This window comes from Sulfitobacter sp. TCYB15 (assembly GCF_040435955.1).
Classification (GTDB): Bacteria; Pseudomonadota; Alphaproteobacteria; order Rhodobacterales; family Rhodobacteraceae; genus Sulfitobacter; species Sulfitobacter pontiacus.
On sequence record NZ_CP159194.1, the window covers coordinates 140,001 to 155,093 of the forward strand.

The window sequence follows — 15,093 nt, forward strand, 5'->3', positions numbered from 1 at the left end:
CAAGCCGGCAGTAAAGCCCCGCGGCCAGCTTTGCGCGCTCTACCAGACTGTCGACTTCGATATGTTCATTCAGTGTATGGAGCCCCTGCCCCCGGACCCCGATGGAATCGAGCGTGGGCAATCCGAGGTAACCGGTAAAGTTCCCGTCCGATCCGCCGCCTGCCGATTGGCCGGTCATCTCGAACCCCAGCTCGCGCGAGATCTCTTGCGCCACCCCCAGCATCGCCATCGTGCCCGGCTGGTCCGGTTCCCACACGGGGCGGGTCACACCGCGCGTGACCTCCATCACCACATTCCCCTTATCCGCGTTCAACGCCATCATCTTGGCAATGCCCGCATCCAGTTGTTCCTGTGTCTTGGCCATAGACAGGACTTCGGCATCGCAGACCGAAGAGACGCAGTTCACCCATTGCCCCGCGTTGATCACGCCCAACGAGAAGGTGCAGTCGTCGCTGGTCATGCCTTCGATCACGGCGACATGCTTTGCCATTTCGGCAATCGCCGACACGCCATCCTTCAGCGCCCATCCCGCGTGGCTGGGTTTGCCGCGGGTTTGCAGTTTGAACCGCGCGATGGCATAGCGCCCGATCACCGCGCCGCCGTCGGGGCAGGCAGGTTCGGGCACAAGGATATATTTGTGGCGTTTGGCCTCGGCCTCGATCAGCGCGCGGGTCGACGGGGTGCCGACCTCTTCATCCGGCGTGAACAACACGGTGACGGGCAGCGGAGTCTCGACCCCGGCGGCCAGCAATTTGCGCAGCGCATCAAGGAAGACATAATTGCCGCCCTTCATATCCATCAGCCCGGGGCCATAACAAAGCCCCCCCTCGCGCCGAAACGGCAGCTTTTGCAACGTGCCTACAGGGTGCACCGTATCCATATGCCCCAAAAGCAGAATACCCCCCTCGCCCGCGCGGGGGTGGGGCATGGTGGCGCGGACGCTGTCGCCGAACCCCATCCGGCCCGGAATCCGTTCAACCCGCGCGCCCAAGGCCGCCAGATCATGCTGCACCAGATCCATCATCCGGTTCACGGCCCCCGCGTCAAAGGTCGGGCTTTCGGTTTCGATCCAGGGGCGCAGCCCTGCGATCATCTCTTCCGTGTCAAACGGCAGCTCAAGCGGATTGGTCATGTCGGGTCTCCTCCCTATTGCGATGCCGTGATCTGCGGCAGCGCCAGACGTTTTTTGATGATAGCGTAACTTCAGGCCTTGGGCAGACGTGTTTCCACGATGCGCGCATAGATCGATGCCCCCACGGGCAGCATCGCGTCATCCAGCACAAAGCCCGGATTATGCAGCGGCACATTGCCCGCGTGTCCGACACGGCAATAGGCACCGGGCACGACTTTTAGCATATCGGCAAAATCCTCTGATCCGGTGGCCTGCTCGGTCGATTCTGACGACAGGTCAGCGCCCACTACATCTGCGGCGGCTGCGACATAGGCGGAGGTCAGGTCGGGATCGTTCATCAGCACGTCAAAGACATTGCGCAGGTCCACGTCAATCTCCACCCCATAAGACAGCGCCATGCCCGCGCAGATATCGCGGATGCGCTGATCGGCGAGCTGGGACACATCGTCGTGGAAATAGCGGATGGTGCCGGCAATCGTCGCCGTATCGGGCACCACGTTATAGGCAGAGCCCGCATTGAACTTGGTCACCGACAGAACGATGGGCTTGGTGGGGATGATATTGCGGCTGGCGATGCTTTGCAGCTGTTGCACCAAAGCGGACCCGATAACGATCGGGTCTTTCGACTGATGCGGCGCGGCGGCGTGGCTACCGGTGCCCTTGATCGTGATGTCGAAAAAGCTCGCCCCCGCCATCGCGGGCCCCGGCGTGACAGACACGACGTTGGGCTCCGAATTCGGATCGTTGTGCATCCCGTAGATCTCGTCACAGGGGAAGCGTTCAAACAGCCCCTCGGCGATCATGCGGCGCGCACCGCCCAGTCCTTCCTCGGCGGGTTGAAAGATCAGCACCACGGTGCCGTCAAAATCCCGCGTCTCGGCCAGATAGCGCGCGGCCCCCAGCAGCATCGTGGTATGGCCGTCGTGACCACAGGCATGCATCCGCCCCGGATTGGTCGAGGCATAGGCCACGCCCGAGGTTTCCTCGATCGGCAGCGCGTCCATATCGGCGCGCAGACCCACGCGGCGGTTGCCACCCCCCTGCCCCTTGATCAGCCCGACAACACCGGTGCCGCCGATGCCCTCGTGTACCTCGTCCACCCCATAGGCGCGCAGCTGCGCCGCCACGATGCCCGAGGTCCGCACCTCTTCGAACCCCAGTTCGGGGTGGGCGTGGAAATCCTGACGGATCGCGGTCAGATCGCTGGCAAAGGCTTCGATCTTTGGAATGGTGGTCATAGGGTGGCTCCTGTCACGGGGGGCGTGCGGTCAAGCGCACGGAAGTTGGCGAAATCCCAATGCCGGCCGGGCGCGGCCTCGATCAGGTTGCGGGTGTAGTCATGGCGTGGCGCGGCAAGCACCTCGCCAGCGGGCCCATGTTCGACGACAACGCCTTTCTGCATCACCAGCACCTCGTCGCAAATCTGCGCGGCGACGCGCAAGTCGTGGGTGATGAACAGCATGGCGATGCCGAATTTTTCCTGCACGTCATCCAGCAGATCAAGCACCTGCGCCTGCACGCTGACATCCAGCGCCGACACGGCCTCGTCCGCGACCAGCAGATCGGGCTTCATTGCAACAGCGCGCGCGATGGCGATCCGCTGGCGCTGCCCGCCCGAGAATTGATGCGGATAGCGGTCCAGCGCATCGCGCGGCAGGTCCACCAGCTCCATCAGTTCGGCGGCATGTTCCATTGCATCGGCGCGGCTGGTGCCAAAGTTGATCGGGCCCTCGCACAGGCTGCGCGCCACGGTCCAGCGCGGGTTCAGCGACCGATATGGGTCTTGAAACACGATCTGGAAATGCTTGCGGTGCGGCTGCAACTGACGGCGCGACAGCTTGGCGATCTCGGTCCCGGCAACAGTCACCTTTCCCGCCGTGGGGTCGATCAGCCGCATGATGGCGCGGGCCACGGTCGATTTCCCCGACCCGCTTTCGCCCACGATCCCAAGGGTGCGCCCCGGCTGGATGGTGAAATTCACATCCTGCGCCGCCCGCACCCCTTGGCTGGCGCGAAAGAAACCGCCCCCGCCATAGGTCATCTCTAGCCCGTCCACGGTGATCACATCCCGCGCCTCTGCCGGTGCCCGAGGGAGGCGCGGATCAAGATTGGGCACCGCCTGCAACAGCTTGCGGGTGTAGTCTTCCTTGGGCGCGGTCAACAACTGCCGGATCGGCGCGCTCTCAACAATGCGGCCTTTCTGCATGACGCTGACCGTATCCGCGATCTCGGCCACCACGCCCATGTCGTGCGTGATGAACAGCACCGCCGTGCCGTGGCGTTCCTGCATCTCTGAAATCAGCTTGAGGATCTGCAACTGCGTCGTCACATCCAGTGCCGTCGTCGGCTCGTCCGCGATCAACAGATCAGGGTCAAGGATCAACGCCATCGCGATCATGATCCGTTGCCGTTGCCCGCCTGAAAGCTGATGCGGGAAAGCGGCATAGATGCGCTCCACATCCGGCAGATGCACCTGCTCCATCATATCGATGGTGCGGGCCTTGGCCTCGGCGCGGGACAGATCGCTGTGCATGTTCAGCACTTCCTCGATCTGCTCGCCCACCCGCAAAACAGGGTTCAGCGCGGTCATCGGTTCCTGAAAGATCATCGCGATCCGCCGCGCCCGCAAGGCCCGCATCTGCGCCGGCTTGGCTTGGGTGATCTCGATCCCTTCCAGATCAATCGACCCGCCCTGAATTTCCAGCGCATCCTTGGGCAGCAGCCCCATGGCCGTCAGCGAGGTGACAGATTTGCCCGACCCGCTTTCACCCACCAGACAATGGGTCTCGCCCGCACGGATATCCAGATCGATCCCGCGCAACACCGGATCGGCCTTGGGCCGCCCCGCCAGCCCCACCGTCAGCCCGCGTATTTTCAGAACGCGTTTGGCATCGGTAAAGTCTTTGGACTTGAATTCCATCTCACACCTCCCGCTTTTTCATACGTGGATCAAGGATATCGCGGGCCGTGTCGCCCAACAGGTTGATCGCCAGAATACACAAAGACAGCATCAACCCCGGCCAGAAGATCAGCCCCGGCTTGATCTGGAAATAGCTCCGCCCCTCGGCCATGATATTCCCCCATGTGGGGATCTCGGTCGACACGCCCGCCCCCAGAAAGCTCAGGATCGCCTCGATCAGAATGGCCGAGGCGCAGATATAGGTGCCTTGCACGATCAACGGCGCAAAGGTGTTGGGCATCAGATGCTGCAACAAGACCTTGGGCATGGACGATCCAAGCGCGATCGCCGCCTCGACATAGGGTTCTTCACGCGCGGTCAGCACCACCGACCGGACCAGCCGCACGACGCGGGGCACCTCCGGCACGGTGATGGCGATGATCACCGATGTCACGCTCGGCCCGTTCAGGGCGACCAGCGCAATCGCCAGCAGGATCGCGGGGATCGCCATCAGGCTGTCCATGATCCGCATGATGATACTGTCGGCCAGCCGGAAATACCCCGCGACCAGACCAATCAGCAGCCCCACGGCGACACTGACCACCGCCGCCCCGACACCGATCAGCAGCGACACGCGCCCCCCCGTCACAACGCGGCTAAAGATATCGCGACCGTAAGGGTCCGTGCCCAGCAAGAAGTCATCCGACGGCGGCTTCAGCCGCGCCATCGCATTCATCTCAAGCGGGTCATAGGGCACATAGTAAGGGGCCAGCACCGCCGCGAGGACAATCGCCACAAGGATCACCGCCGCAATCGTCGGACCGACACCAATCCGCATCGCTTTGGGGACAGAGAATAAACCGGTCACAACTTGAAAGGCGCTGTGCCGAGAGCTTGGGATCTGCGTCATATCAGTACCGGATCCTTGGATCGAAGAATGAATAGGAAATGTCGATCAACAGGTTGACCGTCACATAGATGCCCGCGGTCAGCAGGATCATCGCCTGAATAACCGGATAGTCGCGCGCCAGAATGGCATCGACGGTCAGCCGCCCGATCCCGGGGATGTTGAACACGCTCTCGGTCACCACCACGCCCGAGATTAGCAGCGCGAACCCCGTGCCGATGATGGTCAGGATCGGCACCGCCGCATTGCGCAACGCATGGCGGAACAGCACGACATTCTCGCGCACCCCCTTGGCACGGGCGGTGCGGATATAATCCTCGCCCAGAACCTCAAGCATCGACGCCCGCGTCATCCGCGCAATCAGCGCGATATAGATCGTGGCCAGCGTCAGCGACGGCAGGATCGCACGGCTAAAGAACGGCCCGATGCCATCGGTTGGCGATTTATAGCCCTGCACCGGCACCCATTTCAGGTCGATGGCGAAAATCTGGATCAGGATATAGCCGATGACAAAGACCGGCACGGAAAAGCCGAGCACCGAAAAAGACATCACAAGGAAATCCACCCAGGACCGGTGCCGCCACGCGGCAATCACCCCCATCGGCACGGCCAGAGCGACCGAAATCACAATCGTCATCAGCGCGATATTCAACGTCGGCCCCAAACGGTCGCCGATCATCCCCGCAACCGAGGTATTCGACAGCAGCGATGTTCCCAGATCACCGCGCAACAGCTGGCCCATCCATGTGCCGAACTGCACCAGCAGCGGGTCGTTCAGCCCCAGACTGTCACGGATACGTTCAAGCTGCGCAGGGGTGGCAGCATCACCGGCAAGGATCGCGGCAGGATCACCGGGCGTCAGCCGCAGCAAGAGAAACACAAAAATCGCAACGATCACCATCACCGGTATCGTGGCCAATATGCGCTTGAGGATATAGAAAAACATGCCGAAGGCTCCTTGCGGTCGTAGGGGTGAGAGGCGCGCATCGCAGCGCGCCTCTCAAGGCAGATCACTCTGCCGCTTTGGTCATGTTCCAGAACACCGGCACCGGCGACGGGATCATGTCTTCGATGTTGGACCGACGCGCCTGCGGGATGATGTATTCGCCCATCATCAGATAGTTCACGTTGTCCATCACATGCTCCTGAATACGCGTCGCGATCTCTTTCTTGGTCGCGTCGTCGCTGGCCGAGACATACTCGGTCCGCATGCCTTCGATTTCAGGGTCATCGGGCCAGCCGAACCAACCGTCATCGCCGCGGCCGTTCAACATCACGTTGACCAGCGGGTCAGAGACTTCGGGCACCATCCAGTTGGTGAAGAACAGGTTCCACCCGCCCTCGGCCACCGGCGACTGCTGGGCGCGGCGTTGCACGACCGACTGCCAGTCCATCGACTGCATATCGACCTCGAACCCCGCCTCGCGCAGTGCTTGGGCTGCAACCACGGGCTGGTTGTTCAGGCTGATCACATCGGTCGGGGCCATCAGGACAATCGGCGTCCCGTCATAACCCGCTTCTTCCAGCAGTTCCTTGGCACGCTCGGTATTCGCGCCACCGGTCAGCAAGTCAGATCCCGCCTCGTCCCCCAAGGGGGTAGAACAGCCAAAGATCGCGCCACAGACTTTGTAGTACTCAGGATCACCCTGCATCGTCGCCAGCATGGATTCCTGATCCAGCGCCGCCATCGCCGCCTGACGCACCAGCTTGTTGTCAAACGGTGCATGCAAGAAGTTCGGACGCCCGATGGTGACATAGCCCAGATCATCGCGTTTCTCGACGACGACATCCTCGTTGCCCGACAGGATCGGCATCAGGTCGATCTGGACCTGCTCAAGATAGTCGATCTCCCCCGCCGAAAGCGCATTCAGCGCGGTCAGCGCATCGGGCATCGTGGTCCAGACCACCTTGTCCACATTCACGACCTTGCCGCCCGCCATCCAGGAGGCGGGCTCGTCACGCGGCACATAATCGTCGAACTTTTCATAGGTCACCGACACGCCGGGCTCATACGCGTCCTGATCAAACACAAACGGACCGGAGCCGATGTATTCCGTGATCGTCTCATCGGCAGAGGTTTCGGCAACACGCGACGGCATGATGAACGGCGGCACCGCGGATTGCTTGGAAATCACGTCAATCAGCGGGCCAAAGGGCTTGGTCAGCGTCCAGACAACGGTTTTGTCATCTATCGCTTCAAGGCTTTCGGTCACGTCAAAGATCAACTGCCCGCCGCTGTCGCGCTTGCCCCAACGGGTCAGAGAGGCAACAACATCGGCGCCGGTCACAGGTGCGCCATCGTGGAACACCAGCCCGTCGCGCAGGGTGAACGTATAGACCAGCCCATCGTCGGATGTCTCCCAGCTTGCCATTTGCGGCTGCGGGGTGAAATTCTCGTCCACCGCCGTCAACACGTCATAGATCATATAGGCGTGGTCACGTGTGATGTGCGCCGTAGTGATCACCGGATCCAGCACCCGCAGGCCGGAGTGCATGACCGCCGTGATCGTGGTTTCTTCCTGCGCGAAGCTCGCGGCAGGCACCAGCAGCGCAGCCGTGGTCATCAGCGACGCCGCCAGCCCCCGGCTTTGTTTCAATGTGGGTCGTAAAATCAGCATATCAATTTCCCATGTTGGTTGTGGTCATTGTTATATTTGGACACCGCCGGTTGATCCGCCGGTATCGGGGCGTGCAGCAGCCGCACGCGCGGCCCCGAAAACGGGACCGTTAGGAGAAAGCCGCAAACCATCGCGCAACCGCGTAAAGGGCAGGTCTGCGGGGTCGAACGGCATGGGGCCGGGGGCACGCGCCACGATAATCTCGCGCGCCCTCGGGGTGAAATCGGCCCGAAAATGGGTAGAGCTTTTGACGACAACAATTTTCTGCGTCTCTGGTGCGATCCCGACAAAGCGGAACATCTCGCGGTCAGCCATCTGCGCGATCCGCGTTGTGACAGCCACCCGCACCCCACCGATGCGCAAACAGGCCGAGGGCCCCAGATCCAGCATCGTCCCACCGTAATATGGGCCGGTGGCTTTCACTTTGCCCTCCGACAGCATCTCGACAACCGCCTCGACCTCGACGGGGCTATCGTGGGGCAGACCGGGGTGCCCGCCAATGCGAAAGACAGCGCGCGCACCCTCCCCCAACTCGTGGGCTTGGGCGGCGGAATGCGGGTCTACGATCAGCCCGATCGCCGCGTCTTGGGCACCGGCATCGATCAAGGCCCGTAACATCCCCGTCGTGGCAGACACCCCACCCGCACCGGGGTTGTCTTGGGTATCGGCAATCACCACAGGCCCCTGCTCTGCCCCTTTTGCCGCGCGGGCCGCATAGGCAACCGCCGCGTCGGGGGTAAATGTATCATTGTCGAACTCGGATTCGGCAGCGGCATAGGCATCCGCCACCGCATCTGCTGCGGCATCCGCCGCCGCTTGAGTCTCGGCATAGGCCACCGCCGTGGGGCCACAATCGGCAATATCCGCCGCCGGAAAGCCCATGAACAGCGACGCCGACAGTGCGCCTTGCGCCTCAACCTCTGTCAGGTTTTCGTACAATCCCTTGGCGGGCTGCATATCCGTCGTCTGAAACGGGATCGGCACCAGATAGGACATGCGACGGAACGCTTTGGCCGGGCGCGTGCCGGTCTGCATCACATGATCCAGCAACCGCGCCGCCATAGCACCGGTATCGGCCATGTCGATGTGCGGATAGGTGCGGAACCCTGCGAGCACATCCACCGTGTTCACAAACTCTTCCGAGATATTGCCATGTAGGTCCAACGCGGCTGCAATCGGCACATCCGGCCCCACCAATGCGCGTACCTGACGGGCGATCTCGCCTTCACCGTCATCGTGATGCGTCGCCACCATCGCGCCGTGTAAGTCCAGAAACACACCATCCAACGGCCCTGCGGCACGCAGCCCGTCCAGAATCTCGCCCAGAATAGTGTCGAACGCATCCTGCGTCACAGGTGCCGATGGAATAGCCCCCGCCCAAAGAACAGGCACCACATCCCAACCCGAATCCCCCGCGACCTTCAACGCGCCGGCCATGCCAAGGTTCACTTCCTGAAAGGCCTCGATCATCGCGGGGCCACCCACCATAGGGACATAACCGCCACCGGCCTGGAAGGCCGCCATATCCGCAGGCTCAGGCGCAAAGGTATTGGTTTCATGAAGAAATCCGGCCATGGCGACGCGCATCGGGGAACCCACCTTTAAATCATGTATCGCTTCACAAGACTGAATGTATTGCTTGGCGATACGGCTGTATTGCCATACGATGCTAGGCACTGACCTATCCTCGCGTCAACCCGGAGCGCTCAATGCCAGACCCCAAACGACCACATTCCTCTGTCGCGTCTAATTTTCAGGCAGATGCCGATAGGCTCTTTGTGCGCTCCGCCGCCCGCGCCATTCACGTGCTCAGCGCGTTTCACGAGGCCGACGGCCCGCTCAGCCTGTCAGACATCGCCACGAAGGCAGAGATCGACCGCTCCGCCGCGCAACGCCTAGTGCATACGCTCATGACATTGGGGCACATCCGGCGCAGCCCCGACGACCGCGGCTACCTGCCCGGATTGCGCTTGCTTGACCACACCCACGACACCCTACGTCTGGACCCCGTGGTGCAGGTCGCCACCCCCGTTATCCTCGAGATGCGCAAATCCATCGCCGAACGGATCGACTTTAGCCTCTATGATGAAACCCGCGTGATCTATGCCCTGCGCATGCAAAGCAAACGCGAAACGTTTTACGCCACGCTTGTGGGCCATAGCGTCCCCACCTATTGCACCGCCGGCGGCCGCGCGACCCTCTGCGCCCTGCCCCCCGAAGAGGCGCGCGAGATCATCAATCGCTTCGCGCTGCACAGCTATACCTCTTACACCAACGTGGACCCCGACAGCATCATGAACAGTCTCGAACAGGCCCGTAGAGACGGTTTTGCGCAGGTCCAGAATGAATTCGTCTTGGGCGAAGTTGCCATTGGTGTGCCCGTCGTCAACCGTCAGGGCCGCCCCTTGGGGGCCATCCACATCGCCGGGTCGCTTTCTGAATGGAGCGCCGAAGACTTTGCCCGCCGCGCCGCCCCCATCGCCCAAGAAGCCGCCCGCGCCATCAGTGGCAGTTTCTAGGCCCTAAATTCGATCCGCGTCACCGGCCCCAACTCTGCCTCCACCGCCGCAACAAGAGGGCGCAGAAGATGCGTCTCTATATAGCGTTGCGCGAATTTGCTCGGGGTGCGCAGCTCAAGCACGCCCCCTTCGAACGCCACATATTCAAGCTGCGAGAACCACGCCTTGAACTGATCCGCGTTCTCCCGCGACAGGTTCACCATCGCACGTTGCCACGTGCTCGGCCCGCCCTGCGCGGCCTCCGACGCCTCGGGTTTCGCATAATCCGCCAGTTGCACCACCTTGACCGGCGTTTGACTGCGATACCGCTCTTTCATCCGCGCATCGTAATCCGGCCCGACCAGCGGCCAGCAAGGCTCTGACAGCCGCGCGATCTGCGCATAATTCAACCGATAGGCCGCCACCCTGCCCCGCACGCCGCCGCGCGTACAAATCAACAACTGTGCGTCCGTCAGCCGTTTGATCTCGCGTTTCACCGTGCGTTCATTCACCGACCACATCCGCGCCAGATCCCGCTGGCCCACGCTCAGCTCGTCGGCGCGCCAATTATACCGAGAGGTCACCGCCGCGATCAGCCGCATCAACGAGGTCTGCAAGGTCGGTGATCCGTTCAACCCCGCCACGCTCAAAGCGGTCAAAAGGTCGTACTTGATCACCCCGGCTTCAGGGCCGGTCAGCCGCAATGGGTTCATGGTTTTGCCTACTCGATGTATCGTCTTATTTTTATTGGTCAGCTTCTTTGAGCCGATTCCGTTTATGCTTTCTACAAAGCTCTAAATCCCGTCTTCTGTCAACCCGCTGGGAAAAACAGGAATTACCCTTTTCCTTAATCCAAATTCAATTTGGTAAAGGTTAATAGGTTAAGGGGGACGCTATGGTGTCACCATATCAGGAGATCGCTGTCACCAAAACAGCCTTATATGCCCCTTGCCTGTCACCAAAATCTCTTTGCTCCGCGTTAACCGCAGCGAAATAAACCCGTTCTTCAGGAACGGCGCGCGAATTTCGGGAAAATTAGGTTTTGCCAAATTGCCGAATTCGCGTTATTCGAAATTCGAGGCTTAAAAACGCGAGTAGATAGATGAGAAATCACAACGACCTTCTTAACATGAACGAGCGCAGCTTGGAACAACAGGCCGCCGTGCGCCGCGCCACCTTCTCCCCCGGAGAGATCAAGGCCCTGCGCCCCTTCTCCATCTGGGAGATCAGCCAGTTCATGTTCGACGTCCCCGCCGACACGCTGCGCAAGAAGCTGGCGGACGACCCGACCCTGCCCCAAGGGCTGACCGAAGAGGATGGCCGCCAGCGCTGGTTCAGCCTCGAAGAGATCAACGAGCTGCGCCGCCGTGCCAAATTCCGCGGCCGCAAGCTGCTGCCCGAACGCCCCCGGGGTCGTGCCATGCGCGTGGCCGTGTCGAATTTTAAAGGCGGCGTCGGCAAGACGGTCGTCGCACAACACCTCGCCCATGCCGCCGCCCTTGACGGCTACCGCGTGCTCTGCGTCGACTTCGACCCGCAGGCGACGCTGACCCATTCGATGGGGCTGACCGAGGTCAAGGAAAGCCACACGGTCTGGGGCATCATGTGCCGCGATCTCTGCCGTGAATCCAACCGGATCATGGAAAGCTATGATGACCCCGATGACTGCCCCTACCCCGCCGCGGACGAATTGCCCGAAGACGTGCAATCCATCGGCGCGCAACGGTTTCAGGAATTCATCCAGCCCACCTGCTGGCCCACGATCGACATCATCCCGTCCTGCGCCAACGCGGCCTTCGTCGAATTCGCCTCGGCCCAATACCGCGCGCTCCACAAGGCATGGAGCTTTTTCGGCTGCGTCGCGCGCTACCTCGATGAACTGCCCGACGATCAATACGACATCATCATTTTCGACTGCCCGCCCGCCATCGGCTACCAGTCCCTAAACGCCGCGTTTGCGGCTGATATCCTCTATATCCCCTCGGGCCCGGGCTACTGGGAATATGACAGTACGACCAGCTATCTGGGCCAGCTTGGCGACGCGATGGCCGATATCTCCGAAGGGTTTGCAAGCCTCGCAGCGGACGCAGGCATTACGCTTCCTAAACAGTTTTCCGACATCCGTTTACTTATGACCCGTTTTGAATCCAACAATCCGCTGCACAGCGCCATGATCGACGCGTTCAAGAACGTCTTCGGCGCCGACGTCTGCGCCCACCCGATTGAAATGACCCGCGCGGTCGAACAGTCGGGCCGGTTCCAGATGTCGGTTTACGAACAGGACTATCGCCAGATGACGCGCGAAACATGGAAACGGGCGCGGCAAAGTTTCGACCGTGCCTATGACGAGTTTTTGCAAACCGTGCTCGAAGCGTGGAAAGAAAACGGAAAACGTAAGGAGAAGGCAGAATGAGCAGTAAAAACAAATTCGGCTTCGCCCCGGTAGAAGCCCCCACATCCGGCAGCCGCCGCAACCGCCAGCCGGGGCCCATGGGCGCCGCCGTGCGGGACGTGGCCGAAAACCTGCAAGAGGCAACGGAAGCCAAAATCGAACAGCGCCGCCGCAACGCCGAAGACGCCAAGACTTTCCGGCAGGCCCAAGGCGAAGGCCGCGTGCTCTACCAGATCGACCTGTCGGAAATCTTCACCGACGATCTGCCGCGCGATCGCCTCGCGCTGGAAGAAGTCGCCCAGTCTGACGAGATGGAGGAGCTTAAATCCTCGATCCGCGAACGCGGGCAGCGCGAACCCGTCGAGGTCTATGTCGGGCCGAACGGGCGCTACCAGCTCAAGAAAGGCTGGCGCCGGTTCACCGCCCTGTCGCAGTTGTTTTCCGAAACCAAAGACGACCGCTTTGGCACGATCACCGCGCGGGTAGAGGTCGGCGAGGATGACCGCATTTCGCGCTATGTGGATATGGTCGAAGAGAACGTCGTGCGCGAAGACCTGTCTTTCGCCGAGATGGCACAGGTTGCGATCACCGCCGCCAAGGACGACGCGGTAGAAGAGATCGACCCGGCAGAGCTGGTGACCCGTCTGTACAGCGCGCTGCACAAGACCAAGCGGTCTTATATCAAAAGCTTCGTCTTCCTTCTCTCTGCTCTGGAGGGGAGCTTGCAATGGCCCAAGGCCGTGCCGCGCAATCTGGGTGTCGATGTCGCGCGCGCGCTGCGCACACCTGATCAAGCGAGCGTCTTGCATGAGAAACTCTTGGATGCCTCGACACCGGACGAGCAGAATAAAATCCTCAAGGATTTTCTGACCACCTCGAACGAACCGACAGAGAAGTCCGCCTCCAAGGCGGAGCCAAAGCAGAAGTTCGAATTCTACGTCGGCCAGACCAAGGTCACCGCCCGCCACGGCGAATGCCGTTTGATGAGCGATATCGACTTTGCCACCATGCCCAAGAAGCAACTGGAAGAAGCAGTGCGCGCCTTTGAAGAGGTGCTCAGCAGCGGGCCTCGCATCCGGTAAACGGTTACCCATGGGTAACCACTGCCCACCCGGTTACCCATGGGTAACCACTGCCCACCCGGTTACCCATGGGTAACCACCGCGCGTCGGGTTACCCATGGGTAACCGGCAAGGGTAAAGCTGAGAGATGGCAGGGAAGGGGGCGTAGATGCGTCCCCTTTTTTGTGCGTTGAGTGGCAAGGAGCGCAAATGCCCCATTTCCCAATAGAACAAGGGGTTTTCCGCGCGAATATCGGCTTAACGCTTTGATTCAAAACAGCTTTGCGGCTGAAAGATGCAGATTTCACCGTGATTCCGCCATATAGGCACCAGAACCCGACGTTGACCCATGGACATCCCCTGAAACGCGGGATTAACGTGCGCCCATAGGGGAGGGCTGGCAGATGTCAGAAAGACCTTATCGACATATTTTTGATCTCGGGAGAAACATCATGGATCGTCGTTCATTTATTCGTGGCGCAGGCGTTGCGGGGGCAGGGGCCGTTGCTTCATCGCTGGCCGCACCCGCCGTCGCCCAAGGCAACATTACCTGGCGCATGGTTACCACCTGGCCGAAAAACTTCCCCGGTCTGGGTGTCGGCGCGCAGCGTCTGGCCGACCGTATCACAGCGGCCTCCGGTGGCCGTCTGACCGTGCAGGTCTACTCCGCTGGTGAGCTGGTGCCGCCGCTGCAATCGCTGGACGCCGTGATCGACGGCTCCGCCGAAATGAGCCACGGTGCCGCCTATTATTGGCAGAACAAGTCGCCCGCGCTGTCCTTCTTTACCGGCGTGCCCTACGGCATGACCACGCCAGAGCTGACAGCCTGGATGCGCTATATGGGCGGTCAGGAAATCTGGGACGAGATCTATGACCAGTTCGGCGTTCAGGGCTTCCTGTCGGGCAACACCGGCACGCAGACAGGCGGTTGGTTCCGCGACGAGCTGACCAGCCTTGACGATGTCAAGGGCGTGCGCTTCCGGACCCCCGGCCTTGGTGGTCGCGTATGGGAGAAACTGGGCGCCACGGTCACCAACATGGCCGCGGGCGAGATCTTTCAGGCGCTGCAATCGGGCACGCTGGACGCGGCCGAATTCGTCGGCCCCTACAACGATCTGGCGCTCGGCTTCCATCAGGTTGCCAAGAACTACTACATGCCGTCCTTCGTTGAATCCGGCCTCGCGACCGAGCTTGTCGTCGACAAGAAGAAGTATCAGGAACTGCCCGAAGACCTGCAGGCGATCATCCGTGATGTAAGCCAGGCGGAATACGATCAGGTCGCGGCCGACTTCTATGCCAACGATCCACGCGCGCTGAAAACGCTGGTGGAAGAGCACGGCGTGACCGTCCGCAACTTCCCCGACGACATCATGGAAGCCGGTGCCAAAGCCTCGGTCGAGGTGGTCGAGGAACTGCGCAGCAGCGACGACCCGCTGGTCAAGAAAACCGCCGACAGCTTTGTCGAAGCGCTGAACCTTGTCCGCACCCGGACAGAGAAGATCGACAGCCCCTACATTCAGGCGCGTCAGAGCTTCCTGAAATACTAAGCTCCGCCCGTCGGATACAGAAAAGGCCCGGTGGAAACA

At 61.1% G+C, this 15,093-nt stretch carries 12 protein-coding genes (1 of these 12 cut by a window edge); 4 read left to right on the forward strand and 8 right to left on the reverse strand.

What is annotated here, in order from left to right:
• The 7 genes from ABM428_RS15110 to ABM428_RS15140 all read right to left on the reverse strand — a co-directional run.
• On the reverse strand, nt 1-1,132 hold the 5' portion of the coding sequence (locus ABM428_RS15110; RefSeq protein WP_353628551.1) for a M20/M25/M40 family metallo-hydrolase. 8 nt of this gene lie to the left of the window's left edge; only the first 1,132 of its 1,140 coding nucleotides appear in the window; the start codon lies at nt 1,130-1,132; the stop codon falls past the left edge of the window.
• Nucleotides 1,133-1,203: 71 nt separating this feature from the next.
• Entirely contained in the window at nt 1,204-2,370 is a 1,167-nt protein-coding gene (locus tag ABM428_RS15115; protein ID WP_353628552.1) for a M20 aminoacylase family protein, read from the reverse strand.
• The gene (locus ABM428_RS15120; protein ID WP_353628553.1) at nt 2,367-4,052 is read right to left on the reverse strand and encodes an ABC transporter ATP-binding protein; all 1,686 of its coding nucleotides are present in this window, start codon (nt 4,050-4,052) and stop codon (nt 2,367-2,369) included. The genes ABM428_RS15115 and ABM428_RS15120 overlap by 4 nt, the downstream gene beginning before the upstream one ends.
• Nucleotide 4,053: 1 nt before the next feature.
• Nucleotides 4,054-4,941, reverse strand: a complete 888-nt coding sequence (locus ABM428_RS15125) for an ABC transporter permease (RefSeq protein ID WP_064216922.1) — start codon at nt 4,939-4,941, stop codon at nt 4,054-4,056.
• A 1-nt stretch (nt 4,942) separates the two neighbouring features.
• Entirely contained in the window at nt 4,943-5,884 is a 942-nt protein-coding gene (locus ABM428_RS15130) for an ABC transporter permease (RefSeq protein ID WP_005848795.1), read from the reverse strand.
• A gap of 64 nt (nt 5,885-5,948) precedes the next feature.
• Nucleotides 5,949-7,556, reverse strand: a complete 1,608-nt coding sequence (locus tag ABM428_RS15135) for an ABC transporter substrate-binding protein (protein ID WP_353628554.1) — start codon at nt 7,554-7,556, stop codon at nt 5,949-5,951.
• A 30-nt stretch (nt 7,557-7,586) separates the two neighbouring features.
• Nucleotides 7,587-9,143 carry a M81 family metallopeptidase gene (locus ABM428_RS15140; RefSeq protein ID WP_353628556.1) on the reverse strand — a complete coding sequence of 519 codons (1,557 nt, stop codon included), beginning with the start codon at nt 9,141-9,143 and terminating at the stop codon, nt 7,587-7,589.
• A 191-nt stretch (nt 9,144-9,334) separates the two neighbouring features.
• Here ABM428_RS15140 and ABM428_RS15145 point away from each other — a divergent pair, with 191 nt between their 5' ends.
• Nucleotides 9,335-10,075 (forward strand): IclR family transcriptional regulator, encoded by a 741-nt coding sequence (locus tag ABM428_RS15145; protein ID WP_005848788.1) that lies wholly within the window; start codon nt 9,335-9,337, stop codon nt 10,073-10,075.
• Here the strand turns inward: ABM428_RS15145 and ABM428_RS15150 are convergent.
• The gene (locus ABM428_RS15150; protein WP_353628555.1) at nt 10,072-10,767 is read right to left on the reverse strand and encodes a DnaA N-terminal domain-containing protein; all 696 of its coding nucleotides are present in this window, start codon (nt 10,765-10,767) and stop codon (nt 10,072-10,074) included. The genes ABM428_RS15145 and ABM428_RS15150 overlap by 4 nt on opposite strands.
• Before the next feature lie 389 nt (nt 10,768-11,156).
• On the opposite strand from ABM428_RS15150, the gene ABM428_RS15155 reads away from it, so the two are divergent.
• The 3 genes from ABM428_RS15155 to ABM428_RS15165 all read left to right on the forward strand — a co-directional run bounded on the left by ABM428_RS15155 (nt 11,157) and on the right by ABM428_RS15165 (nt 15,054).
• Nucleotides 11,157-12,467: an AAA family ATPase gene (locus ABM428_RS15155; protein ID WP_107277637.1), complete on the forward strand. Its 1,311-nt coding sequence runs from the start codon at nt 11,157-11,159 to the stop codon at nt 12,465-12,467.
• Entirely contained in the window at nt 12,464-13,528 is a 1,065-nt protein-coding gene (locus tag ABM428_RS15160) for a ParB N-terminal domain-containing protein (RefSeq protein ID WP_353628355.1), read from the forward strand. The genes ABM428_RS15155 and ABM428_RS15160 overlap by 4 nt, the downstream gene beginning before the upstream one ends.
• A gap of 431 nt (nt 13,529-13,959) precedes the next feature.
• Nucleotides 13,960-15,054 (forward strand): TRAP transporter substrate-binding protein, encoded by a 1,095-nt coding sequence (locus ABM428_RS15165; protein ID WP_005848780.1) that lies wholly within the window; start codon nt 13,960-13,962, stop codon nt 15,052-15,054.
• Nucleotides 15,055-15,093: the final 39 nt, after the last annotated feature.

Coding starts and splice junctions, on each gene's coding strand:
- ABM428_RS15115 (WP_353628552.1), bottom strand. CDS start 2,370: ATGACCACCATTCCAAAGATCGAAGCCTTTGCCAGCGATCTGACCGCG.
- ABM428_RS15120 (WP_353628553.1), bottom strand. CDS start 4,052: ATGGAATTCAAGTCCAAAGACTTTACCGATGCCAAACGCGTTCTGAAA.
- ABM428_RS15125 (WP_064216922.1), bottom strand. CDS start 4,941: ATGACGCAGATCCCAAGCTCTCGGCACAGCGCCTTTCAAGTTGTGACC.
- ABM428_RS15130 (WP_005848795.1), bottom strand. CDS start 5,884: ATGTTTTTCTATATCCTCAAGCGCATATTGGCCACGATACCGGTGATG.
- ABM428_RS15135 (WP_353628554.1), bottom strand. CDS start 7,556: ATGCTGATTTTACGACCCACATTGAAACAAAGCCGGGGGCTGGCGGCG.
- ABM428_RS15140 (WP_353628556.1), bottom strand. CDS start 9,143: ATGCGCGTCGCCATGGCCGGATTTCTTCATGAAACCAATACCTTTGCG.
- ABM428_RS15150 (WP_353628555.1), bottom strand. CDS start 10,767: ATGAACCCATTGCGGCTGACCGGCCCTGAAGCCGGGGTGATCAAGTAC.
- ABM428_RS15155 (WP_107277637.1), top strand. CDS start 11,157: ATGAGAAATCACAACGACCTTCTTAACATGAACGAGCGCAGCTTGGAA.
- ABM428_RS15160 (WP_353628355.1), top strand. CDS start 12,464: ATGAGCAGTAAAAACAAATTCGGCTTCGCCCCGGTAGAAGCCCCCACA.
- ABM428_RS15165 (WP_005848780.1), top strand. CDS start 13,960: ATGGATCGTCGTTCATTTATTCGTGGCGCAGGCGTTGCGGGGGCAGGG.